Annotated in this window: 20 protein-coding genes and 1 other annotated feature; of the genes, 6 read left to right on the top strand and 14 right to left on the bottom strand. The window is 44.8% G+C overall.

Going from position 1 to position 23062, the window contains the following annotated elements:
- Positions 1-17 precede the first annotated feature (17 nt).
- The 5 genes from MHB43_RS14500 to MHB43_RS14480 form a co-directional block, all read right to left on the bottom strand.
- Positions 18-2645, bottom strand: a complete 2628-nt coding sequence (locus MHB43_RS14500) for a PAS domain S-box protein (protein WP_405132199.1) — start codon at positions 2643-2645, stop codon at positions 18-20.
- A gap of 270 nt (positions 2646-2915) precedes the next feature.
- Complete coding sequence (locus MHB43_RS14495) at positions 2916-5297, bottom strand: polyprenyl synthetase family protein (protein WP_405132198.1); 2382 nt, start codon at positions 5295-5297, stop codon at positions 2916-2918.
- A 189-nt stretch (positions 5298-5486) separates the two neighbouring features.
- Positions 5487-6284 carry a sulfite exporter TauE/SafE family protein gene (locus MHB43_RS14490; RefSeq protein WP_076318014.1) on the bottom strand — a complete coding sequence of 266 codons (798 nt, stop codon included), beginning with the start codon at positions 6282-6284 and terminating at the stop codon, positions 5487-5489.
- A 485-nt stretch (positions 6285-6769) separates the two neighbouring features.
- Positions 6770-7525, bottom strand: coding sequence for an SDR family NAD(P)-dependent oxidoreductase (locus MHB43_RS14485; RefSeq protein ID WP_047842788.1), 756 nt, complete (start codon positions 7523-7525; stop codon positions 6770-6772).
- 324 nt (positions 7526-7849) lie between these two features.
- A complete protein-coding gene (locus MHB43_RS14480; RefSeq protein WP_047842787.1) occupies positions 7850-8326 on the bottom strand; it encodes a DUF6376 family protein in 477 nt (158 codons plus the stop codon).
- Positions 8327-8461: 135 nt separating this feature from the next.
- On the opposite strand from MHB43_RS14480, the gene MHB43_RS14475 reads away from it, so the two are divergent.
- The 3 genes from MHB43_RS14475 to MHB43_RS14465 all read left to right on the top strand — a co-directional run bounded on the left by MHB43_RS14475 (position 8462) and on the right by MHB43_RS14465 (position 10729).
- Complete coding sequence (locus tag MHB43_RS14475; protein WP_074094894.1) at positions 8462-9430, top strand: bile acid:sodium symporter family protein; 969 nt, start codon at positions 8462-8464, stop codon at positions 9428-9430.
- A 118-nt stretch (positions 9431-9548) separates the two neighbouring features.
- Positions 9549-9869 carry a transposase gene (locus MHB43_RS14470; protein WP_373865008.1) on the top strand — a complete coding sequence of 107 codons (321 nt, stop codon included), beginning with the start codon at positions 9549-9551 and terminating at the stop codon, positions 9867-9869.
- Entirely contained in the window at positions 9866-10729 is an 864-nt protein-coding gene (locus MHB43_RS14465; protein WP_405132428.1) for an IS3 family transposase, read from the top strand. The genes MHB43_RS14470 and MHB43_RS14465 overlap by 4 nt, the downstream gene beginning before the upstream one ends.
- A gap of 103 nt (positions 10730-10832) precedes the next feature.
- On the opposite strand, the gene asd is transcribed toward MHB43_RS14465, so the two are convergent.
- The 6 genes from asd to MHB43_RS14435 form a co-directional block, all read right to left on the bottom strand.
- A complete protein-coding gene (asd, locus tag MHB43_RS14460; protein WP_307413134.1) occupies positions 10833-11918 on the bottom strand; it encodes an aspartate-semialdehyde dehydrogenase in 1086 nt (361 codons plus the stop codon).
- 173 nt (positions 11919-12091) lie between these two features.
- Positions 12092-12369, bottom strand: a binding site (T-box leader).
- 192 nt (positions 12370-12561) lie between these two features.
- A complete protein-coding gene (locus MHB43_RS14455) occupies positions 12562-13407 on the bottom strand; it encodes a class I SAM-dependent methyltransferase (RefSeq protein WP_405132197.1) in 846 nt (281 codons plus the stop codon).
- Between the two features lie 148 nt (positions 13408-13555).
- The gene (galU, locus tag MHB43_RS14450) at positions 13556-14428 is read right to left on the bottom strand and encodes a UTP--glucose-1-phosphate uridylyltransferase GalU (protein ID WP_405132196.1); all 873 of its coding nucleotides are present in this window, start codon (positions 14426-14428) and stop codon (positions 13556-13558) included.
- 17 nt (positions 14429-14445) lie between these two features.
- Complete coding sequence (locus tag MHB43_RS14445; RefSeq protein ID WP_339184727.1) at positions 14446-14841, bottom strand: GtrA family protein; 396 nt, start codon at positions 14839-14841, stop codon at positions 14446-14448.
- Positions 14834-15820 (bottom strand): glycosyltransferase family 2 protein, encoded by a 987-nt coding sequence (locus tag MHB43_RS14440; RefSeq protein WP_339184724.1) that lies wholly within the window; start codon positions 15818-15820, stop codon positions 14834-14836. The genes MHB43_RS14445 and MHB43_RS14440 overlap by 8 nt, the downstream gene beginning before the upstream one ends.
- A 51-nt stretch (positions 15821-15871) precedes the next feature.
- Positions 15872-18055, bottom strand: a complete 2184-nt coding sequence (locus MHB43_RS14435; protein ID WP_405132427.1) for an ArnT family glycosyltransferase — start codon at positions 18053-18055, stop codon at positions 15872-15874.
- A 224-nt stretch (positions 18056-18279) separates the two neighbouring features.
- Here MHB43_RS14435 and MHB43_RS14430 point away from each other — a divergent pair, with 224 nt between their 5' ends.
- Both MHB43_RS14430 and MHB43_RS14425 read left to right on the top strand, forming a co-directional pair.
- The gene (locus tag MHB43_RS14430) at positions 18280-18963 is read left to right on the top strand and encodes a response regulator transcription factor (RefSeq protein WP_405132195.1); all 684 of its coding nucleotides are present in this window, start codon (positions 18280-18282) and stop codon (positions 18961-18963) included.
- A complete protein-coding gene (locus MHB43_RS14425; RefSeq protein ID WP_405132194.1) occupies positions 18963-20480 on the top strand; it encodes a sensor histidine kinase in 1518 nt (505 codons plus the stop codon). Before MHB43_RS14430 ends, MHB43_RS14425 begins: the two co-directional genes overlap by 1 nt.
- A 203-nt stretch (positions 20481-20683) precedes the next feature.
- Here MHB43_RS14425 and MHB43_RS14420 read toward each other — a convergent pair whose 3' ends face one another.
- Positions 20684-21100: a GNAT family N-acetyltransferase gene (locus MHB43_RS14420; protein ID WP_339184718.1), complete on the bottom strand. Its 417-nt coding sequence runs from the start codon at positions 21098-21100 to the stop codon at positions 20684-20686.
- A gap of 52 nt (positions 21101-21152) precedes the next feature.
- Entirely contained in the window at positions 21153-21863 is a 711-nt protein-coding gene (locus tag MHB43_RS14415) for an SDR family NAD(P)-dependent oxidoreductase (RefSeq protein WP_221819532.1), read from the bottom strand.
- Between the two features lie 102 nt (positions 21864-21965).
- Here MHB43_RS14415 and MHB43_RS14410 point away from each other — a divergent pair, with 102 nt between their 5' ends.
- Positions 21966-22325, top strand: coding sequence for a MerR family transcriptional regulator (locus MHB43_RS14410; RefSeq protein WP_091031062.1), 360 nt, complete (start codon positions 21966-21968; stop codon positions 22323-22325).
- Between the two features lie 115 nt (positions 22326-22440).
- Here MHB43_RS14410 and MHB43_RS14405 read toward each other — a convergent pair whose 3' ends face one another.
- The gene (locus MHB43_RS14405) at positions 22441-23022 is read right to left on the bottom strand and encodes a GNAT family N-acetyltransferase (protein WP_221819533.1); all 582 of its coding nucleotides are present in this window, start codon (positions 23020-23022) and stop codon (positions 22441-22443) included.
- Positions 23023-23062 lie beyond the last annotated feature (40 nt).

The raw sequence follows: 23062 nt of genomic DNA, 5'->3' as shown, positions 1-23062 counted from the left end.
AATCCATTTTAGCGCGCTCAGAGGTTATTTTTGATGTAATAGGTCTCCAATGCTTGCATAATGGACTCAATTTTTATCGGTTTGCTGACATACGCATCCATGCCTGCCTTCAAGCAGTTTTCCATGTCTCCTCTTACGGCATTTGCAGTCACCGCAATAATATATGGACAATCCTCAGAGGACCTTAATTCTTTAATCATTTTTGTCGCTTCGAATCCATCCAGTCTTGGCATATGCACATCCATGAAGACAATATCGTATGCATTGTGTTTGACCGCCTCAACCGCCTCAACACCGTCCACGACATGATCCACAACATGTCCTTTTTTCTCGATTATTCTGCTAAGGACGAGTTGGTTCACTTCATTGTCTTCTGCAATTAAAATCCGCAAAGCGGATGTTCTGTTCTTTTTCTGTTGTTGATCTAACCTGTTGCCCTCTTCACCGTTCGTTAATTTAAAGCGTGCAGTAAATACAAATATTGTACCCGGTTCATCCGATTCCTCGATCCAGATATCTCCCTGCATAAGCTCCACCAATTTTTTGCTAATGGCAAGGCCAAGACCCGTGCCCTGAGGTTTGCGAGTCATGAAATTCTCCAGTTGGTAGAATGGCTCAAATAATTGTTGTTTTCTCTCAACCGGAATCCCAATACCCGAATCCTTCACTTTAAAATAAAGCTGTACGGTATTGCCACACTTCTCCTTAATGCCAACGTCAATTTCAACGCCGCCCTCTGAAGTGAACTTAACCGCGTTGCCAATGATATTGGTAAGTACCTGTTTAAGACGGTAAGCATCACCATACACAGGAGTCGGAATGGCGTCATCTACGCACATACGAACATCCAACTTCTTTTCGCGAGCCAGTGGTTTTACGATTTGCACGGTCTCTGTGACGATTTCTGCGAGATCAAAAGGATCATCTACCAGATCGGTTTTGCCTGACTCAATTTTGGAAAAATCAAGAATATCATTAATGATGGCGAGTAAGGAATCTCCGCTCTTCTGGATGATTTCGATATATTCCTTCTGTTCCCCGCTAAGACCAGGGGTATCCAGAAGCAAATCCGTCATCCCAATTACACCGTTCATTGGTGTACGAATTTCATGACTCATCATCGCAAGAAACTCACTTTTGGCCTTATTCATTCTCTCGGCTGTCTCTTTGGCAACTAGCAGCTTCTTCTGCTCCGTAATATCCTTTGCAATCAAGTAGTACCCGACATTAGAGTTATTAATAATGATCGGAGCAAGCGTAGCCAAGACTTCTGTATCGGTTCCATCCGTATGACGAACAGCATTGATTTCCTTTTCGGCCAACTCATTATTACTGCGCAGGATCAGACCGAGATTACTCGCCCCAATAAATCTGCTTATGCTTGTATCGATCATTTCAGCCACGGGACAACCCGTCAGTTTCACCGCTACTGGATTCGCATTCATAATATTACCATCCATGTTAAACGAGATAATGGCGTCATGATTATATTTCTTAAGTGAAGTGTATCGCTCCACAGATTCCTGCAATTTAAATTCAATACGTTTACGTTCAGTGATATCCTGTAGTGTTCCGTTCAGCTGAACTGGTTGCTGATATTCATCGAGCGTGATCAGCCCGCGTAAGTGAAGATACTTCTCACTTCCATCAGAGCTACTGTGCTTGTATTCAAAATCAAGCGGTTTTCCTTGTTTTACCCATTCCATTTGTTCTTGTAAAGAAGCTATGTCTGCAGCATTCATAACTTTAAAAACATCATTTGCACAGTATGATTTACGGGTGCGCTCAAGCTCAAAAATCTCAAAAATCTGATCGGAAAGCGCGATCTGGTCTTTGACCATATCCCACTCCCAACTGCCAATTAAAGCGATGCGTTCAGCCTCTGCACTGATGTCTTTATGTTTTTTTCGTTCGGATACATCTCGTCCAATCGAAAGAATCTGCTGTCCATGCTCAGCATCACCAAAGACCTTGTATGTGGTCTCGAACCACAGATAATGTCCCTCTTTATGACGGACCCTGATATTCAACAGATTTCCTTTAGTCAAGTCCATCTGTGAGATCCGTTCCACATCTTGTGGGTGAAAATATGCATCATTATTTTGACCAATTACTTCTTCTGGCGAATAACCCAACAAACGTTGGACTGAGGGAGAGCAGAATCGACAAACGCCCTCCTGATCTGCAATATAGATGATCTCCTGAGCATGATCTGTAATAAGTTTGAACATCTCTTCACTATGCAGAAGTTTTTGTTCAGACATTTTGCGGTCAGTTATGTCAACAATATGGCAAATGAAGTAAAGAGGTTCATCCGTAATTTCGCTACGAACTAATGAAACATGCAACGAAATCCATAAGATGTTACCATTTTTATGGATATAACGCTTTTCATATTGATACTCTTTCGATTTACCTTCGAATAGCTCGCAATTATAGATCACAGCTTGTGGTGAATCATCCGGATGCGTAATATCCTGGTAGGTGAGCTTCGTTAATTCCTCATACGTATAACCCAGCATACAGCAAAATGCGGGATTCACTTTTCTCCATTCTCCTGTCGGAGCAACGAGTGCAATTCCAATAGGTGCTTGGTTGTATATCTGCTCGAACAATTCGTGATGGTCGACCTTTTGAACCTGCATTGTAAACTCTCCTTTTGGCATATAAACTCATGTTATAAATAGTCGAAAGTTAATTTTAATTGGAAGGAAGTTGTTCCACAAAGGATCGGTTTGTTTTAAAACCACAATACCAGCTTAGTACCCAAAAATTGAGTTATTGAAACATATATTTTCAAAAGTTTGGTGTCTACAAAGTCAAACAAGGCCTGGAATCCATCCAATGGAATCCCGACCTTTGTCATTATATATCATAATAAGTCATATGCAACATGGAATCGTTAGTAAAACAGGTTAGCGCTCGCGACCAATAAGATAATCCAATAAATGTCTCAGGAAGGGAATAGGTTTCGGCATCTCGCTCAACGCGTCTGTGGCTTGGCAATAATGCTCCCACATCGCTTTCTTTGCACCTTCATCACCAAGAATGGACACAAAGGTTGAATTATTGTTCCGCTCATCCTGACCTGCCGGTTTACCAAGGATAAGGTGATCACCTTCATAATCCAGCAAATCGTCCTTGATCTGAAAGGCGATCCCCGCATGATACGCGAATTTCTTCAGGATTGCAATCTCCGGATCCTTTACTTGAGCCAGAATGGCTGGCATCACAAGTGCAGCCTCAAAGGCAATGCCTGTTTTGTAAAAACAGATCATGTTTAACTGCTCCAGCGTCAAAGCCTTGCCTTTGGAGTTCAGATCCATCGCCTGCCCCATGCACATATCCTCTGCTTTTTCAGCTGAGTATTGAATCAGTGTGAGCACAGTCGCCGCATCGAAGTGATCCAATGATGACTGCTCACCAATCGCCTTCTGAATGAGAAACAGACCCGTGAGCTCTGCTGTGGCGCTATTGTGTACCTGATGCAGCGTGGAGCGACCACGCCTTGTCGAAGCATTATCTTGGGTGGGCAGATCATCAAAGATCAGGGAAGCTGTATGCATGTACTCCAGCGACCTAAGCAGTGGAACGATGGAGGATTCAGGTAAACCATACTCGCGCACACCCATAACCCACGTTAATATGGGGCGTAGCCTTTTTCCATCTCCCTGCAAGCTGTAATTGGCTGCATCGATCAGCGTTTCTTTCATCTCGGGAAGTCCACCGGGCTTGGTTATCTGTAACTCCACATTAATCTGTTCGCGAACTGTTCGAATGGTCTGACGGAACTCCTCTTTCTCCTGCTTGTCATTCTTCAATTGAAGTACGACCTGATCCCGTAACAATTTATCGAGGAAATCAACGTCATCTGCTTTGCGTACCATCTGTTGAACCAATCGATTGAATTCGGGCTGTCCGGAAGCAAAAATCATCATCACTTCATCATATTTCTGCTGACCCAGGCGCTCTTTACAACGCTTCAGACCGTTAATGGCACGATCCAGTATAACCTCACGGGTCTTGGCGTCCGAGTTATATACATCATGGATCAGATGCGAGATGACTGCCCAGTACAATTCATAAGGATTAATCAAGTCGGGGCGCAGGTCGCGATACTTCAAATAGTACGTATACGGAGTTACTGCGCCTTCTTCCATATCGTCAAACATATCGGCAAAATCATCTGCAAGCTGATTGTATATTCCGTAATAGAACGTCCGCAGATCGAATCCTTCATCCTCCTGAGCACTGAGAACAGATCGAACGATTAAGCGGGAGGAAGATGACTTGATAATAATCGGAATGTACAATTCTTCATTCGTATAATTCGCATTGGATAATTTCTTGTTGCGATCGATCTCCTGAGACTGAAAGAACACATAGGATTGTTCGAGGAATGTGCGCTGAGTCTCCGGACGTTGATAGTTCTTAATATACTCAAATGCTTCCCGAAGCTCGGAATGAACATATCTAATCACTTCCAGATTGCTGCCTTTCCACTCTCCCAGATCGGGTACGACTCCGGTAAGAAGTGCATCACGTATCATCAGGGAATATTGTTCTTTTTCCTGAACAGTCAAGGCCTGAGAATCCAACAGGTCATCTACAAATGGGTACGTCAAACCGTACGAATAACCGAGTCTGATTGCCGCATCAAATCTCCGCGTCCGTTCTTCAGGGGGTGTCTGCTCGTTCATCTCATCGTCCACATGAAGGACCACACCGAGAATGATCTTGATGAGCTTCCGCTGCGCCTGCTCTGCATCCAGCTCTTTCGGGATGTTGGATGCTACGTTCTTTAATTTGTTCATCACCCAGATGACAGCCGATTCAATGTGTTCCTTCTGTCCCCATCGGTACAATGCAGCCAGACTGATATAATCAGGCTGTCCTTTGCGTTCGGTAGCAGAGCGCATAAAATATTTTTTAGTATTCTGGACAACGTGCTGAACTCGGACCTGCGTATCTGCAGAATCAAGGGCTTGCCCCAGATCCCGCATATAAATATAGGAGATACTCCGATCCAGGTAATCATCCAGTTTTCCTGTCGCATTCAGCCAATGAATATATCTATGAATATCCCGGGAATCCGGTTTTCTTTTGCTTGGTGATAAAAGAGAAAGCCAGGCAAAACGATGAATATGTTTTTTTTGCCATTCATGAATATCTTGGGTGAGTGCAGTTGTATACGAATTATTCATAAGTTGCTGCCTAAGAGAAGTAAAATACTGCGATGCTTTCTGCTCAGCTAGCCGATATCCTGCATCAGCCTGATCTATAAGTACGTTATTCATAGGGTGGATACCTCAACTTCTATTAATGTTAAACATGTATCCATGAAAGGAGTGTGAGGTGCTCCATGGACGAAAACTGAACTCATTCGGGTGGTATATCCATCACGTCAGCTCATGTTCATAACCTTTATACGGCGATCGAACCGTTTGGTTACGAAATAGTCATTGTTCATGCCAACGTACTTGATTTTACAGAATGGAAGACCAGACTTTGACCGCTGTGATGGCGATAAGTACGATTAATGCATATCGAAGTACCCTCACATTGATCATCGAACTAACCCGTGAACCAAGGGATGCCCCGAGCAAACTGCCGATCACCGTATAGATGATGGGTTCCATCGGAATGTCTCCACCCGTAATTTTCCCTATAACGCCGCCGATTGCGGAGATAAATACAATCGCCAGTGAAGAAGCAATCGTCGTTCGTACAGGGATGTTGAGAATCGTCAGCATGATGGGAATAAGGATAAAGGCACCACCCGCACCAACAATTCCTGATACAATTCCTACTGCAAAAGCAGTGCCTGCTGCAATCCATCTATTAAACACCAGTGGAGCTGAGGTATCAAGCGTTCCCTTTCCGGGAATCAGCATTAGCACAATCGCCATGATCGCCAGAATGCCATAGATCAGATTAATAACCCTTCCGTCCAGATGACCGGATATGAACCCGCCGATCAGACTGCCAGCAAGAATGCTGGAGCCCATGTACAGCACCAAACCGCGGTGGACGATCGCTCCACCACTTCTACCCGTCTTTACTTTTCTGCGGAATGCAATCACACCGGCAAGTGAAGCGAAAAACACTTGAAACATACTAATCGAAGATACCTGATGTGCTGAGAATGGCTCCAGTCCCATCCAGGATGGAACATATAACAGCAGCGGATAATTGATAATGGCCCCACCAATACCCAACAAACCGGAGAAGAATGAACCGACCAGACCCAGTATAAACATGATGACAAAAAGCAGAAGATCCATCGGTTATGCGCTTCCTTTCGTGCAATATAAATCTCATTTCGATATCACTCAAAAGTGCTATACACAGCGAATATTATCCGTTATAATGAAAACCAAGTAAATTAATCCGAAATGAGTGATTAAGCATGTTTAACGTGTTGAAGACTCTTTTTGAAAATAAATGTCCACAGTGCAACGAAAAATTACAAGTTCATAACGATGCGTTATGTTCGACGAAAACTTGTTCTCAATGTCATTACAAAGAAGAGAGTTATGGCTCTCTTGGCGTTCGAATTGTATATGACACCACAAAATGATAAAAAGCTATAGCCTTGTTAATTGTATCACGATCTCTGAAATTTCGGGATGATTCGACAAACTTATTTCCATCTCATATGCCACGATTACTTTATAATGAAAATACAAAAACGGTGCAAAACGAATAAATCGTTCTGCACCGTTTTTCTGTTTTTTTGAGATGAGTTGCCTTAATTATAAAAGGGGACTTATTTGGTTTTGAAGCTGAGGAATCCATCATCTACGGCTACGGTTGTACCGTTCACTGCGCTTGCTGCATCACTGAACAGGAAGGTAACCACACTGGCTACTTTCTCTGGTTGAATGAGCTCTCCACGCATATGTTGAGTAGCAAGCGCATCCTTCATGGCTTGGTCATCACCCAGAATTGGTGTTTCGATAAAACCAGGTGCTACACCAACTACACGAATTCCATGCTCAGCAAGTTCAAGTGCACCGGATTTGGACATCATAACAACAGCAGCCTTGGCTGCGTTGTAGTTGAAGCTGCCTACTGCAGCAACACTTCCATAGATCGAAGCTGTATTTACAATGGTACCTTGTACATTTAATTCAACCATTTTTTTCGCGCCATAATACATACCGTAGTATACACTGTGCTGATCTACATCAATGACTCTGTGATAGGATTCCGGGTCCATCTCCAGAAATGGCTTCACAAGTCCAATGCCTGCGTTATTGAAAATACCGCTTAACGTACCATATTGCTCTACGGTCCAGTCGATCAGGGCTTTGATCTCGTCCCCTTTGGATACATCCACTTTGTACGCGCCCGCTGTTCCGCCTGCTGCTTCAATCTCTGCCGCAAGTTTCTTCGCTCCGTCTTCATTATAGTCAGCGACAACAATAGTCGCACCTTGATCCGAAAGTTGAAGTGCTGTTTCTTTACCAATACCACTGGCTCCACCTGTAATAATAATTACTTTTCCATTGTGTTGAGTCATGACTCAGCTCTCCTTTGGCAAAATATATTTAAGGGTAGTTCAAAACTTATAGTAAGTAACTATATTTTATTAACTTATATACTTATCATACGCCTCTGTCCCAACCTTGTCAAACCATAGATCATCTTCACATAAATATGAGATAAATGTCATATACATCTCCTATTTACATGATATAGTCTAGCTCCTGTGATATTAAATATGCATGAGTTTTGGGAAAATAAAAAAGCGAGCATAACGGTAATTCAATCATTCCGATATCTCGCCCTTCTCAAGTATTCGATTCCAAACTGGATTGTCTTAATGTGGTAAGATCAATTCAATTTATTCACCCTGAAGTCCGCTAAGCGGATCTTTCAAATTATTGATGTTGGTGATCAGTTCAGGAATGCCTGTCTTTTCCCAATTCTCTGCCGTAAAACCTTGCTCTGCAATTGTATTCTCGAAATTGTCCACAACTTCTGTTAATTGAGTATTGTAACTAACCAGATTCTCATGAATGCTCTCTCCTATTGCAGGAGCAGTCAACTGAGAAAATTCACTTGCTTCTGCTTGGATCAGATCGATTTTCTCCTGAATCTGCGTTGTAATCTCCGGATTATTCACCGCACCCGATGCGAGCTCTTGCAGATCAGCCCCGGCGTTTGATACCTGTTCTATATAATCAGTAGCCCCACTCACATAATTTAAACTTTGATTAGCTTGTTCCACGACTGAACAGGCTGAAATCAAAAGAATACTTGATGCAATAAGACCTGTCATCATTAATGTGTGCTTTCTTTTTCTTATAAACATGATCATCTCCCTTTCTCCTAATCGGAATCCTTGTTCCAAGTCCATGATACCTGTTCAGACTGCTTCATTGCAAATGGGTCTGCAGCCAGCGTTATTAACATGTATAATAGTAAAATCACACGGTAAAGGGATGTCATGATTATGCTTCAAGCCTTGAACCAACGCTTGAACCGCATCATGCCACTGATTACCCCAATCAGTATTATTATTGGCGTGTTATGCGGGAGTTTTCTTTCTTCTTATACCTTTTTATCTCCTTGGCTTTTTGCGTTCATGACGTTCGCTGGAAGTATCAGTCTGGGGATACGGGATTTTGTGAACGTGCTGAAGAAGCCGTTCCCCCTGTTTGTATGTCTGTTTATTTTGCATTTGGCGATGCCTCTAATTGCTCTTGGTATGGGTCATTTGGTTTTCCCTACAGATGCGTATACCATAACGGGCCTGGTTCTGGCAGCCGTGATTCCGACAGGAATCAGCAGCTTCATCTGGGTCAGCATCTATCGGGGCAATATCGCACTTACGCTTTCCATCATCCTGATTGATACCATGCTTGCTCCTTTCGTAGTGCCCGGGGTGTTATCCCTGTTAATCGGCACCAGTGTTACACTGGACACGGCAGCCATGATGAGCAGTCTGTTTTGGATGATTGTTGTACCATCACTGCTCGGTATGCTGTTGAATGAGTGGACCAAAGGCGCCATTGTCCCGGTCTGGGGACCAAGGTTGAATCCGTTGTCCAAATTGTTCATGGCATCAGTCGTTGCGATTAACGGATCTGTCGTTGCACCTTACTTGGCTGATTTCAACTGGAAGTTGGCTGGACTTGCGGTCATCATCATTTTCCTGGCATCATTCGGTTATGCGCTAAGTTACTTCATCGCCCGATTGCTGGGCTGGAATGAGGCTGATCAGGTCGCTCTGGTGTTCAATGGAGGTATGCGTAATATTAGCGCAGGTGCAGTACTCGCTGTTTCGTATTTTCCACCACCAGTTGCTGTCCCGGTCGTGCTTGGAATGGTATTCCAGCAGATGCTCGCTTCACTGACAGGTTATCTGCTCGGTCGTCGCTCTCAGCTTCTGCAAAAGTCGGATAAGACATCCGCGGCCTAACAAAATACTGGAATGTTAAAAAAACGCCGACATGTGGTATTATCCCCTTTAAGTAGACACTTGAAAAAGCCTTCATGTTATCATGAGGGTTCAAGTGACACTTGGAGGGGATATTTTTATGGCAAAAAAAGGACAAACATTTCAGACGTATACCGAAGAATTTAAATTGAATGCGGTTAGATCCTATGTCGAAGGGTCTTCAAGTTATAAAGTGGTAGCTGAACGCGAAGGAATTCGAAACTGTTCACAACTGAAGGTGTGGGTGAAAAAGTGGAAAAACGGGGAAGCGTTCGATGAGCGAAAAAACAATGTTCCGAATCCAATGAAAGGACGTCCCCGTACTGCCTTTAGCAGTGTAGAAGAAGAACGTGACTACCTTCAAGCACAGGTGGATTATTTAAAAAAGCGGTATCCAAATCTAGTAAAGGAGAAGCGCTGAGCCAACGGGAGAACTACGATATCATAGACGAATTGCGCTGCTCGCATAGCATTACACGCCTATTATCGATTACAGGAATACCCCGTTCCAGTTATTACAAATGGCGAGCAACACAGCCGCAGCGAGACGCAAGACAAGACCGTGATCGTGAGATCAAAGAACACATGATGGCTATTCATTTTGCAAACCGAGAGTTTGGTTATCCTCGCATGACAACGGCGCTCTGGGAGGCTGGTCTGAACGTTAATCACAAGAAAGTATGGCGAATCATGCGGGAACTATCGATCCAATCGGTCATTCGTAAGAAGCGGAAGAAGTCCAGCTATACGCCATCTGTGATTTATCCGAATCGCCTGAAGCGCAAATTTCATGCCACAGCCCCCCAGCAAAAAATGGTGACGGATATTACTTATATTTCGGATGGAAACACATTCGTTTATCTGTCTGTCATTCAAGACTTGTTCAACAACGAAATTGTAGCTTGGCAATTATCTAAACGGAACGATGTTCAGCTCGTATTGGATACGGTGGAACAATGGACACAAAAAAGAGACGTTTCGGAAGCCGTGCTCCATTCGGATCAAGGCTTCCAATACACGTCTCAGGCGTACAACACACGATTAGAAGCATTCGGCGTGAAGGGCAGCCACTCTCGCAAAGCAACCTGCCTGGATAACGCATGCATCGAATCCTTCTTTTCGCATCTCAAGACAGAGAAGCTGTACCTTAACCAGTGTAATTCAGAAGCAGAGATTCGACAAGCCGTGGAAGATTACATGTACCATTACAACTACCGACGATTTCAAGCCAAACTCAAACAGCGCGCACCGATTGAATATCGATGCGCGCTGGCAGCATAGCTTTTTTCATCTGTCTACTTGACAGGGGTATGACCAAAGGAGTGATGGTTTTGATCTAATCATTCTTTTCAGAAATCTGTTGCTGCTCATGATGCCTTTATGCTTATTTCGGTTGAATATATCCTTCAGCTTTAAGCAGTTCAGCGATCAGAACCGCACCACCTGCCGCTCCACGGAGCGTGTTGTGGGACAATCCCACGAATTTGTAATCATAGAGTGAGTCTTCGCGCAGTCGGCCTGTGGAGACACCCATTCCGCGTTCGATGTCACGATCCAGTTTCGTCTGTGGTCTGTTTTCTTCTTCAAAATACGTAATGAATTGTTTCGGTGCGCTTGGCAGAGCCAGCTCTTGTGGACGGCCTTTGAACTGCAACCAACGCTCCAGAATTTCGTCTTTGCTTGGTTTTTTCTCGAAGTTTACAAACACCGTAGCCAGATGTCCATCCGTTACCGGTACACGAATACATTGTGTTGTAATTAATGGAGCCGATGCTTTGACGATCTCATTATTTTCGATGCTGCCCCAGATCCGGAGTGGTTCCTGCTCACTCTTCTCTTCTTCGCCACCGATGTATGGAATGACATTATCGAGCATATCTGGCCAGTCCGTAAAGTTTTTACCTGCTCCCGAGATTGCTTGATACGTGGAAGCAACAACCTGAGTCGGATTGAACTCACGCAAAGCGTGCAGTGCTGGCACATAGCTCTGAATTGAGCAGTTTGGTTTTACAGCAATGAATCCGGTTTTTGTGCCCAGACGTTTGCGTTGAGCTTCAATCACGTCCAGATGTCCCGGGTTAATCTCAGGGATTACCATGGGTACATCTGCTGTCCAGCGATGAGCGGAGTTGTTGGACACGACAGGGGTTCCTGTTCTAGCGTAAGCTTCTTCGAGCGCTTGAATCTCATTCTTTTTCATATCAACCGCGCAGAAAATAAAATCAACCTGGCTGGCAAAAGCCTCAACTTGGGAAGCATCCTGAACAACGATTTTCTTCACAGCTTCCGGAATAGGAGCTGCGAGTTTCCATCTGCCTTGTACGGATTCTTCATATGTTTTACCTGCCGAATTGGCGCTTGCAGAAATAGCTGTTACTTCAAACCATGGATGTTGATCAAGCAGGTCCACAAAACGCTGACCCACCATTCCTGTTCCTCCGACGATACCAACTTTCAATTTTGCTGACATTCAATCATCATTTCCTTTCGGTTTAAGTGATTCTTCTCTTCAAATCAATTTCATAACTCACTAAAAACAACGTATTATGAAATTAACTTCCTAATTAACACTATTCAGGCAATTCCAAAGCGTGTAGTCACAGCCCGGAAAAACCAAAAAAATCCCATCCCCAAGACAATAGTCTCAGGGACGAGATTGAACTCTCGTGGTACCACCCAGATTCGCCAATATGTCACCATATCCGCCTCTTCAAGTAAAGGTTTACAACCATGTTGCGAGCTGTAGACCGTTCATACTCTAGCTCTGTAACAGGAGCTCCTGTCACACCATCCCTTAAATGCTAAGTTCCGATGTGCTGCTCTGAGTCTTTATTCAATAAAAAGTTCTTTACTCCTTTTCAGCTGCCGGAGCTCTCTTTGAAAGAATGATTTTTATCTACTCGTCTCTTCGTCGCATTTGATATTGCGATTATAATATCAAAATTACCGTGATGAAGTAAACACATTTTTTTTAGATCATGGAATTTATATGTTTCCAGCAGAGCTGAACCATTGTATTATCGCAAGAAAACTTCAGCTAAATGCGGTCTGTCTTCTGTGAAAAGTACGTCGATAGACATTTTTATTATAACATACTACAAATAGCTATTTCTTTACTGCTTTTTGGCAACCATCGCATACGTTCCCAGTGGGCTCCCAGGCCCCGTGGCATGATGTGTCCTAAGTAATTTTAGTTCAGAAAGAAGAAGTGTTTTTACTTTGTCCGGGATCTGAAGCAGTTTCAGTTCCACAGGCGCTTCTGCCAGTGTCATTTCGGTTTCCCAGCGACCGTCCTGCAGCTCAGGAGAATGGATCGAATTCTCTTCCTTAATCGTCCAGCCTGCGGCAGAGACAAGCTCTTGGATATCCCCCGGTGTAAAAAGCGTGCGCACATTGGAGAAGCTGTTCTCCTTGTAACATTCGATCTGAGACTGAATCAGAACGGATAACCAATGTGAGAGCTGGCTCACATCTGTAACTCGCGCATCCCATTCGGCGAAGCATAACTGATATCCCCATGTCCTAACCTTGCTAAGAATCTGGGCGAGTTCGGCAAACGATTTCAAGTACCAAGAACAATGGGAAAGTACGATAACATCAAACTCATTCTCGGTGAATTGAACCTGATCACTTAAAATGTCAAAATCATAATCCATTCGAATTCGATCACCCAACGGAGACCTCCGCAGCTTGGCTGCCGCTTCGCCTACGGTCAGTGGTGCACCATAATCCTCTGGTGCAATATCTACACCATGAACGTACCCGTGCTCCCCCACCAGATGTGCAAGCACGGTCGTTGTATCTCCCTGACCACATCCGATTTCCAGAACGCGGCTGCCTTCCTGTATCCCCCAAAAGAGTCCCAGTTTCATCCGATGCTCGGTCTGAATGTATTGAATGGCGGCGTTGTCCTCCACGTCCATATACTTAATAAGGTCCCTGATGATAGATTCATTCATGATTCCTCACCCCTCAAACAGCAACTTAGATTTCTTGCTTATTGTAGCGTTACAGGCTGCATTGCACAATGCTAGAGTCTTGACAGAACCATGGCACAAACGAGATCCTGCCCTACAGTACATCTAAACCTCTACTATATATCAATTTCTATGCCCACTGGGTTGCAAGGCTCTGAAGATATGGTGTCAGCATGGGCTGTAATTCCTTGCGCATCAGTCCGATCTCCAAGATCGCCTGAATATATCCGAATTGATCGCCTATATCGTAGCGACGCCCCTCCAGTTCAAGGGCCAACAGTTCCTCCACCTGACTCACTTCTTTCAAGGCATCCGTTAACTGATATTCCCCTCCAGCCCCTCTCTCGATCTGATCCAGAATGGGAAAGATAGAAGGTTTCAATATGTATCGTCCCATTACTGCTGTAAGGGATGGCGCTTCCGCAAGAGAAGGTTTTTCGACCAGATTGGTGACCCGGTGAACCCGGTCCTCTGCACCCTTCGAATCAATGATGCCATATTTGCTCACATTTGCCGCGTCTACCTGACGGACACCAATGATCTGGTTGCCTGTCTTTTCATAGAGATGGACCATCTGTGCAAGTGCAGGCGGATCAGACACCATAATGTCATCTCCCAGCAATACAGCGAAGGCATCATCTCCTACAAATTGCCGTGCACACCCAATGGCATGCCCCAGACCCAGCGGTTCTTTTTGCCGAATAAAATGAATATTTGCCATCTCGCTGATAGCCTGCACCTCTTCCAGTAAAGACTGTTTGCCCTTGGCATATAAAGAGTGTTCAAGTTCAACCGATTTATCAAAATGGTCCTCTATGGATTTTTTGTTGCGTCCGGTCACAATGAGGATATTCTCAATGCCTGATTGCACTGCTTCTTCAACAATGTATTGGATGGCCGGTTTGTCTACAATCGGTAACATCTCTTTGGGCTGTGCTTTCGTCGCTGGCAGGAAACGGGTTCCGAGACCCGCTGCCGGAATAACTGCTTTTTTAATTCGCATATCATCATAGACTCCTTTCATATGTTCGTTGTACGAAACACCCAATATCTGCTGGCCATATAGTTCAGAATCATCCCCATCAAGGTCGCCAGGATCTTGCTCATCACGAGACTCCAACCCAACACATCGTGCAAAGTCATCAGAATGAGGGCGGATAACGCGAGAACGATAAGATTGGTGATTAGAAAACGAATAAGTTTCGCTCTATCGCCACCCCTTCGTGCCGCATCTCGAAAAGTCCACCTGCCGTTCAGCCAATAACTGTTCGCAACACCGCAGCTGTATGAGATTACTTGAGCCATCAGAACCGGTACACCAACCACTGCAAGCAAAGCAAACACCGCCGCATCCACTGACGTATTTGCAACACCCACAATACCGAACTTGAAGAGTGTCACCAGACGCTTAGTCATGATGAGCAACTCGGGCTGTCAATCGGGATTGTGCTTGCTGGCCCTCGGCATGAACCACATCTCTCACAATGTATAGTGGACGCGCCTTGGTCTCATCATAGATGCGGCCCACGTACTCGCCCAGAATGCCCAGCATGATCAGGATGAAACCGTTAAACATCAGCATGATACTCACAATGGATGGCCATCCCTTAATCGTTGAATCCGTAAAGATGGCCGAACCAATAACCGTTAACATATAGATAAATCCGCCAACCGACAGGATCGCCCCTACATAACCTGCGAGCTTGAGCGGTTTATACGAAAATGAAGTAATACCATCCAGGCTCAGCTTCAGCATGCGTTTCAGCGGATATTTTGTTTCGCCTGCCAGACGTTCATCGCGTTCATATTCAATCGCAGTCTGACGAAATCCGACCCAACTGACCAACCCGCGCACAAACCGGTTTTTCTCCGGAAGACGTTTCATCTCATCACATACTTTGCGGTCAATCAGGCGAAAATCTCCGGTGTCCACTGGAATATCCGTATCCGTCGACGCACGCAGTACACGGTAGAACAGACTTGCCGACCATTTCTTGAAGCGAGTTTCACCGCTTCGTCTGGTGCGACGGGCATATACGACTTCATAGCCCTCTTTCCATTTGGCGATCATATCCAGTATCAGTTCGGGAGGGTCCTGCAGATCCGCATCAATAATAACGACCGCATCCCCCACTGCATAATCCATGCCCGCTGTTATCGCAATCTGATGTCCGAAGTTACGGGCAAAATCAATCAGTTTCACACTCTCGTCCCAACGGGCGTAGTCACGGATCATTAGAGCACTTCGATCCATGCTGCCATCATTGACAAACAACAGTTCATAACTCTCTCCTGTGCTGCCCATGACCTTCTTCAGACGCCGATATGTCTCCTCGATCACCGCTTCTTCGTTATACATGGGAATAATAATGCTATATCGGTACGCGTGAGCCATATTTGTCCCCTCCCTTTTCCAATGGACTTCGTTCGAGATTTTCATTTCGGCTTATAATTTCACTTCGTACAAGGTGGTCTGTCCGCCAAATCCGAATCCGAATCCAAATCCAAATCCAGCTCTGTTTCCGGTGTCTCCGTTATCCGCAGATCCGCTGTCGGTGCCTGTCTGCCATTCTGACGTTGGAATCTCGGTTCCGTGCTCTTTGATCCAATCGCTAATATCTGAGTTCCCTCCGCGGCCACCCATGCCACCAACCATGAAGTATTTCACTTGCCTGCTCTTGACGAGTTGCTCAAGTTCCTCTGTTGTGTACACCGGGTCTGACCCGGAGAAACCTCCAAGTGTAATTACCGATGCTTTCTCGTCGATAATATAAGGTGCTGCCTGATTATAATCTGTTGTGGCGAAGAGATACGTTTCGCCTGTATTGTGCTCTTTCAGATAATTCAGTGTAGCTGTATCCACTTCTTCGTTACGGTTGCCCATTCCGCCACGGCCACCCATTGTAGGCATTTCTGTGTCTCCTGCACCGTTACCCATCGGCATACCCATTCCTGCTCCACCAAACATACCATTGGAACCAGTAGGTCCTGCTGCAGGAATCATGCTGTTGCCACCATAAGTAATTGGGGTGAATGCCCAGTAGATTGGACCGATCAGCATCACCATGAATCCGGCGATAATGAAGCTCTGTTTCCATCGATGTGTGCAATGAAGCATAACGATTAGGATGATCGTGACCAGAATGCCTGCGATCAATTCACTAATAGACCAGCCTGCACCAATCGTATCGTTATACACCTGCATGATATACCAGCCGAACAGAGTCGTCAGCAACACGGACACCGGAAGCAACCATGCCTGCCAGCCATTGCGATCACGATATGACTTCCACATCGCTACAAATCCTGCGCCAGTCAGTGCCGCAATTGGAGGTGCAAGCATAATCAGATAATACTGATGGAAGAAACCTGCCACACTGAAAAAGGCAGCAACGGGAATCAACCATGCCAGCCAGAACAAGGCTTCCTTGTGTTTGTTCGTAATATTTCTCCGTCTTAACCCTGCAAACATGGCAATGCATCCAAGCAATACAACGGGCAGAAGCCAGCTGGCTTGACCTGACAGTTCAGTCTGGAACAGACGCAGAGGACCTTTCTCCCCTGTACCAAACATTCCTCCCATGCCTCCGCCACCATTACCGCCGAAATTTCTTCCGTTTGGCATTTCCATATCATTCGGCATCTGCCCGTTCGGGAAATTGCCATTCGGCCCACTCATACCGCCCATGGTGTTCAAGCCATTCGAACCATTCATATTATCGTTATCCGGTGCATTGACATCTTGCCCAGCGCCAGGAACACCACTGCCTGTCTGATTAGGGCCTGAAGACAAGTCTTCTCGATTTCCCCGATTATTTCCCTGTCCCATACCATTTGGCATACCTGCGTTACCTGCAGTATTCTGCTGACCCGTTAGGCGAGCCAGACCATTGTATCCAAAGGCGAGTTCCATGACCGAGTTTGTTTCACTGCTTCCGATATAAGGCCGCTCGTCTTCGGGTATAGAATCCACAGTGACCGCCCAGGATAAGGAAACGACCGCCAGAACCGCTGTGCTGCCGATCAGCAGGATGATCTTCCTTCTCCATTTCGCCTGAAATGCAAGCAGATAAAGCAAGTAAAAAGCCGGGAGAATCATGTAGGCTTGAAGCATTTTCATATTAAAGGCTACGCCTATTAACCCAAAAGCAACCAGAATGCGCCAAGTACTGCCTTGTTTGCTGCCTTTGAACAAAAACCATGAACCTAACAACAGCGTGAATACCAGCATGCTATCAATATTGTTGGTCCGGCTGACTGCTGCCACAACAGGCACAGTTGCCATCGCAATTGCCGAGATTCGTGCTGCAGCAAGACCATATGTAGGTTTCACCATGAAATAGATCAGGAGCACCGAACCGATTCCCGCTAATACTTGCGGCAAAATAACGCTCCATCCGTGCAATCCAAAGACATAGGCAAAGGCGGTCTGAATCCAGAAGACAACTGGTGGTTTATCTACAGTGACCGAGCCTGCTGAGTCTAGTGAAGCATAGAAAAAGTTATGGAAGTTGCTCAGCATACTCCCAACGGCAGTCGTATAATAGGAATTGGCATATGGATCGTTCCAGATGCCGTACCCGTTCAGAAATGCCGCCAGTAATACAATCGGCAGAAGGACAAGATCCATCCTTCTTTTGGTGTTATTCAAAGTTAATCACTCCTTCAAAGTTCTTCATGTCTAGTATTGTGACATGCCAAAATAAAACTGGGATGAGTGCCCGCTGAATGTTGTCTGAGGATAATTCACAATCCTTTCAGCTAAATTTCAGTTTGGCAAGCGATAATACTACATACAGTCCCTCCGAAGTGAGGGAGAAATCTAGATGGATCAGGCAAGGAGAGAAGCACATTATGAAGCTTAGCAGCGGAATTAAAATACTATTGGCTGATGATGAACCGCATATTTTACAATTTCTAGAGCTTGGATTAAGCAATGAGGGCTTTGATGTGCGCACCGCACCCGATGGAGCGGCTGCGCTTGAGTTGGCGCTTGAATTCAAGCCACATATGGCTATTCTGGATGTCATGATGCCAGAGATGGATGGATTCGAAGTGGTCGAGCGTCTGCGCAAGACCGGTGCCGAGGTTGGCGTAATTATGCTGACAGCGAAGGACGAAGTCGAGAATCGGGTTAAGGGCCTTTGGTTAGGTGCTGACGATTACATGATCAAACCCTTTGCCTTTGATGAGCTGCTCGCCCGGATTCAGGCCAGACTGCGTAATCAATTTCCTTTATTAATAGGAGCCGTCACCCACGGTCCCTTCCGAATTGATGATCAGCGCAAAGAAATCACCTATCAGAATCAGGTCCTGGAGCTATCTCCTACCGAATACGAACTGTTAAAATTCATTGTGCTTAATCATGGGATTGTACTGAGTAAAGCAACCATTCTAAGCCGGGTGTGGGGGTATGATTTTGGCGGGGAAGAAAATATTGTGGAGGTATACGTTCGCTCCTTGCGCGACAAACTCGGGGATAAACAGCATAAACTCATTCGCACACTTCGAGGTGTCGGGTACAGGTTGGATCTCTGATGAACTCGCTACCTAAGAAAAATAAACTTCGTTTAAGACGTCTGCACCAATGGATATGGCCTCGTTCATTACGATCTCAATTGCTCTCTCGTTCCCTGTTCGTGCTTGCCGGGCTGTTATTGTTAATCGGTATCCTGCAATTCTGGATCATGGAAAGCTTTCTCTACCGGAATCAGGCAAAAACCATGGAAGAACAGCTCATGTCCATGCCCCCGGTTTGGCTCGGAATCCAGTCACGTAGCGGCTCTTCCAACAATCCTTTTGGTGGACAGGCAGGAAACGGGTCTGGTAATCGGGTGTTGTTTATTCCTGACCGTTCACTGGCCCTGTTTGATAACCAAGGTACGTTCGAGGATGTTTTTGGAGAAGACGGTCTGAAAGCCCCTCAACTATCAACCCCTGAATATCAGGACATTACAGATGAGTTGAAAGAACAAAAACACATTCCCTACCGGATCGTCACGGATAGCCAAGGGAATGAGCAATTGATTGTATTTGCTTCACCCGGTCCACGCAATCGTGGTTTACCAATGGTGCAGATGGGCACGGCTACAAAGCCACTGAGAGACTTGATTATTAAACAGCTTCTAATCTTCCTCATGTTATCGCTGTTGGCCATGGTAGCCGGTCTTATTCTATACACTAAGGTATTACGCCGGACGCTGGTTCCCCTGTCCAACATGGTGAATAAAGTACAGCAGATCGATGCAGGAAGTCTCGCAGATCGCCTTCCCGTCGTTCAGGGACAAGAAGAAGTGGATCAGCTTGCAGTTTCATTCAATGGCATGCTTGAAAGGCTGGAGAACTCGTTTGAAGCGGAGCGGGAATCGAAAGAGCAGATGCAGCGTTTCTTGTCTGATGCTTCTCATGAGCTTCGTACCCCACTCACCTCCATTCACGGCTTCATTGAAGTTCTACAACGGGGTGCAGCGACCAATCAAGATCAATTGTATAAGGCACTGGACAGCATGCACGGTGAATCCGTACGAATTAACAAGCTGGTTGAAGATTTGCTGTTATTAACCAAGCTGGATCAGGCTCCTAACCAGGAGCGGGAGGTCATTCAGCTGAACAGTTTGCTGCTCGAAATGCAACCACAACTTGCCATGATGGCTCAGCGGAGGTCCATTCATCTCGATCTGACGGCTGAGGTATATGTACTGGCTGACCCGTACAAGCTGAAGCAGGTTGTGCTGAATCTGTTCCATAACGCGGTGCAGCATACCGATACTGAGCATGGAGCCATCTCCATAACGTTGTATGCCACGCACCATAAAGCTGAATTATCAGTGAAGGATAATGGCACAGGCATTGAACCTGAACATCTGCCCCATATCTTTGAACGATTTTACCGCACAAGCAGTTCTCGTTCGCGCAAACAAGGTGGCGCAGGTCTCGGTCTCGCCATTACCCGCTCGATTGTGGAGTCGCATGGTGGGAAAGTTACTGTACGAAGTCAGGTAGGATTGCGAACGGAATTTATGATATTGCTGCCGCTGTATAAGGCTGATGTCTAAGCTGAGCGTCGATTCTAGTTAAAGCTATCCAGACATTTTTCTATCATCTTGTTCCCGCTCTTGATTGCATGACAAATCCCCCACTCATTTCGGTATTGAAACGAATGGGGGATTCTTTTTTTGTATCCGATTAGTATAGTGGAAGCCCAATGGGTTTCAGCTGGCTAACGAATCTGAGGCATCATATACAAAGATTTTGAAACTTATAAATGCTTTTCATAAAATACCATTGTCATTTTGTCGTTAATTGCTTTTGTTGCACCCGTTTTTTTGTAGCCTATCTTCTCATACAAATAACAGTTCCCTTTCTCTTGTAAGATGGTACCCAATTTCCATGACTTTGCATCATCATATATCTGCTCAACCATTGTAAAGACTTTTTGTGCAATTCCTTTTCCTTGATGTTCTGGCAGTATAAAAATTGGGCTAACACTATAGATTTGATCATCTTTTTCCACGACTCTAATTCCACCAACAGTAACCTCAAAATGATGAATTATAAAATAATCTGAAAAAGATTGATTGAGTTGAGTAATAATTCTTTCTACGGTTTCATTGGCGGGGCTTGTTGCAAAATCCTGATATTTTTCCAACAAGGGCATAAATGCTTTGACTTTCATTTCATGAATAGTCACTGCATCCGGGGGACAAGATCATCCGGTATGAACGGGATTACCAAGGGTATACGCCATTCTCATCTAGGAACTCCCCATTATGGCGTTTACCATCCGTCGCATAGCGCACAATAATCGCAGCGCCGGCTTCTTTTGATTTACCGCCTTCGGCATTGCCATTAAGATCTGTTGATGTGAATCCGGGCGTTACCGCGAAGACTTGCGCCCTGCTGTTTTTGACTTCATAAGCCATCGAAAGTGTCATGGCACTGTTGGCCGTTTTGGATGAATTATAGTCGAAGGCGTTTAAAGTAAATTCCGAATTTTGCATATGGTCCAGAGAAGCCATGTCGGTTGATACATTAATGATTGTGCCTTCATTATCTTTGATTAACGGGAACAATCGCTGATTCAAACGGAAGGTGCCGAAAAAGTTCACTTCAAAGGCGTTCCGCAGATCTTCCTCTTTTGTATCCGTGAAGGAATGAGAGAAAGCACCCGGCATACCCGCGTTATTGATCAGAAGGTTTATTGCGGGATAAGTCTTCTGAATCGTATCGGCTGCCTGCTCAATGCTCTTCAAGTCGCACATGTCGATCTGTACAAATTCTACATCTAACCCCCTGGAAGTTAACTCGGAAACAGCTCTTTCACCCCGTTCAACACTGCGTGCGCCGAGGATAACTTTCCAACCTGCTTCACCCAACTGCTTGACGATTTCATATCCAATTCCTTTATTTGCCCCGGTTACAAAAACAAACTTTTTCATGCGAATCCTTCTTTCCGTAATTTGATTTATATTTAACAATGTATAAGTTACTATGCTACACTTAGTGTAGGTCAAATAATTTTTATAAAAAGAGGGATTAACATGTTAACGATTGGAGAAGTAGCGAAAAAAGTTGAAATCTCCATTGGAGCGATCCGCTTTTATGAAAGAAAGGGACTGCTGAAACCTGCTGCACGAAATGAGCAGAATAACCGTCTTTATTTGGAGGAGGATCTGAACTGGCTGGTTTTTATCAAATGCCTTCGTGAAACCGGGATGAGTGTGGAAGACATCAAAAAGTATTATGATCAGGTCAACGAAGGAACCTCCACGCTGAAGGAAAGAACCAAGTTGATTGAGGATCAAAAGCAAAAGTTGCTGAATGATATCGAGGAGAAAAAAGCGCAGCTTGTTCATTTGGATAACAAACTGGAGCGCTATTATCGTGGAGAAAATTATTAACATAAGCCTTGTATAATAAAATAAACACAAAAAAGATCAGACAGCCAGAGCAATAACTGTCCAACCTGATCCGAAACTTTCATTTTATAGCCCTTCACTATGGGACTACGTTCTATTAAAATTGGCCTTGTTGCTTACGCAGGTGGTAATGGTTATACTTTTCATCCTCGATCTCGATCAAATTTAACCGTTCAAACTTACATTTCTGTATCACCTTATTAGATGCTTGATTGGTAGTCAAAGCGATGGCATTTAACACTCCCACGTTTGTATGTTCAAATAAATAATCTGTCATTCCTTTGAGCGCCTGCGTGGTGTAACCACGATTTCTGAAATGCTTGGAAATACCGTACATGATCTCCCGATTGGGTGCTGGCAGTTCGTCCTTGATCCCTGAGCAGCACCATCCTATGAACTCATCATTTTCTTTGAGTACGATAGCCATTCGTAAATATAACTCTCCAATATTCCCTCCCGCCATCACAGCTTGTTTAAAACGCTGATTCTCAGGGATTTCATATTCGGTGAGCCACAGGCTCCTGTCTTCAATCGTAGCATTCCATCCCGGTAGGAATTCATACACCTCAGGTTGCCACGTAATTTCTTGCAGTTTCTCTAAATCTTCAATTCGATACTCACGCAAATAAATATCCTTGCAGTCGATGATTAATTCATCGTTTTGTACATGTTGATTCATACTGCCTCCTAAAAATACACTTAATTTCAGCTTATTAGCT

This window comes from Paenibacillus sp. FSL H8-0317 (assembly GCF_045040685.1).
Lineage (GTDB): Bacteria > Bacillota > Bacilli > Paenibacillales > Paenibacillaceae > Paenibacillus.
Note: the sequence above shows the minus strand (reverse complement) of the source record. Positions and strands in the feature narration are given on the sequence as shown.

What these genes read in the sequence shown, in the direction of transcription:
- MHB43_RS14495 (WP_405132198.1), bottom strand. Translation starts at nt 5,297, where the DNA reads ATGAATAACGTACTTATAGATCAGGCTGATGCAGGATATCGGCTAGCT.
- MHB43_RS14485 (WP_047842788.1), bottom strand. Translation starts at nt 7,525, where the DNA reads ATGACTCAACACAATGGAAAAGTAATTATTATTACAGGTGGAGCCAGT.
- MHB43_RS14490 (WP_076318014.1), bottom strand. Translation starts at nt 6,284, where the DNA reads ATGGATCTTCTGCTTTTTGTCATCATGTTTATACTGGGTCTGGTCGGT.
- MHB43_RS14475 (WP_074094894.1), top strand. Translation starts at nt 8,462, where the DNA reads ATGCTTCAAGCCTTGAACCAACGCTTGAACCGCATCATGCCACTGATT.
- MHB43_RS14500 (WP_405132199.1), bottom strand. Translation starts at nt 2,645, where the DNA reads ATGCAGGTTCAAAAGGTCGACCATCACGAATTGTTCGAGCAGATATAC.
- MHB43_RS14440 (WP_339184724.1), bottom strand. Translation starts at nt 15,820, where the DNA reads ATGGCTCACGCGTACCGATATAGCATTATTATTCCCATGTATAACGAA.
- MHB43_RS14430 (WP_405132195.1), top strand. Translation starts at nt 18,280, where the DNA reads ATGAAGCTTAGCAGCGGAATTAAAATACTATTGGCTGATGATGAACCG.
- galU (WP_405132196.1), bottom strand. Translation starts at nt 14,428, where the DNA reads ATGCGAATTAAAAAAGCAGTTATTCCGGCAGCGGGTCTCGGAACCCGT.
- MHB43_RS14470 (WP_373865008.1), top strand. Translation starts at nt 9,549, where the DNA reads ATGGCAAAAAAAGGACAAACATTTCAGACGTATACCGAAGAATTTAAA.
- MHB43_RS14445 (WP_339184727.1), bottom strand. Translation starts at nt 14,841, where the DNA reads ATGACTAAGCGTCTGGTGACACTCTTCAAGTTCGGTATTGTGGGTGTT.
- MHB43_RS14480 (WP_047842787.1), bottom strand. Translation starts at nt 8,326, where the DNA reads ATGATCATGTTTATAAGAAAAAGAAAGCACACATTAATGATGACAGGT.
- MHB43_RS14415 (WP_221819532.1), bottom strand. Translation starts at nt 21,863, where the DNA reads ATGAAAAAGTTTGTTTTTGTAACCGGGGCAAATAAAGGAATTGGATAT.
- MHB43_RS14425 (WP_405132194.1), top strand. Translation starts at nt 18,963, where the DNA reads ATGAACTCGCTACCTAAGAAAAATAAACTTCGTTTAAGACGTCTGCAC.
- asd (WP_307413134.1), bottom strand. Translation starts at nt 11,918, where the DNA reads ATGTCAGCAAAATTGAAAGTTGGTATCGTCGGAGGAACAGGAATGGTG.
- MHB43_RS14435 (WP_405132427.1), bottom strand. Translation starts at nt 18,055, where the DNA reads ATGGATCTTGTCCTTCTGCCGATTGTATTACTGGCGGCATTTCTGAAC.
- MHB43_RS14410 (WP_091031062.1), top strand. Translation starts at nt 21,966, where the DNA reads ATGTTAACGATTGGAGAAGTAGCGAAAAAAGTTGAAATCTCCATTGGA.
- MHB43_RS14455 (WP_405132197.1), bottom strand. Translation starts at nt 13,407, where the DNA reads ATGAATGAATCTATCATCAGGGACCTTATTAAGTATATGGACGTGGAG.
- MHB43_RS14405 (WP_221819533.1), bottom strand. Translation starts at nt 23,022, where the DNA reads ATGAATCAACATGTACAAAACGATGAATTAATCATCGACTGCAAGGAT.
- MHB43_RS14420 (WP_339184718.1), bottom strand. Translation starts at nt 21,100, where the DNA reads ATGAAAGTCAAAGCATTTATGCCCTTGTTGGAAAAATATCAGGATTTT.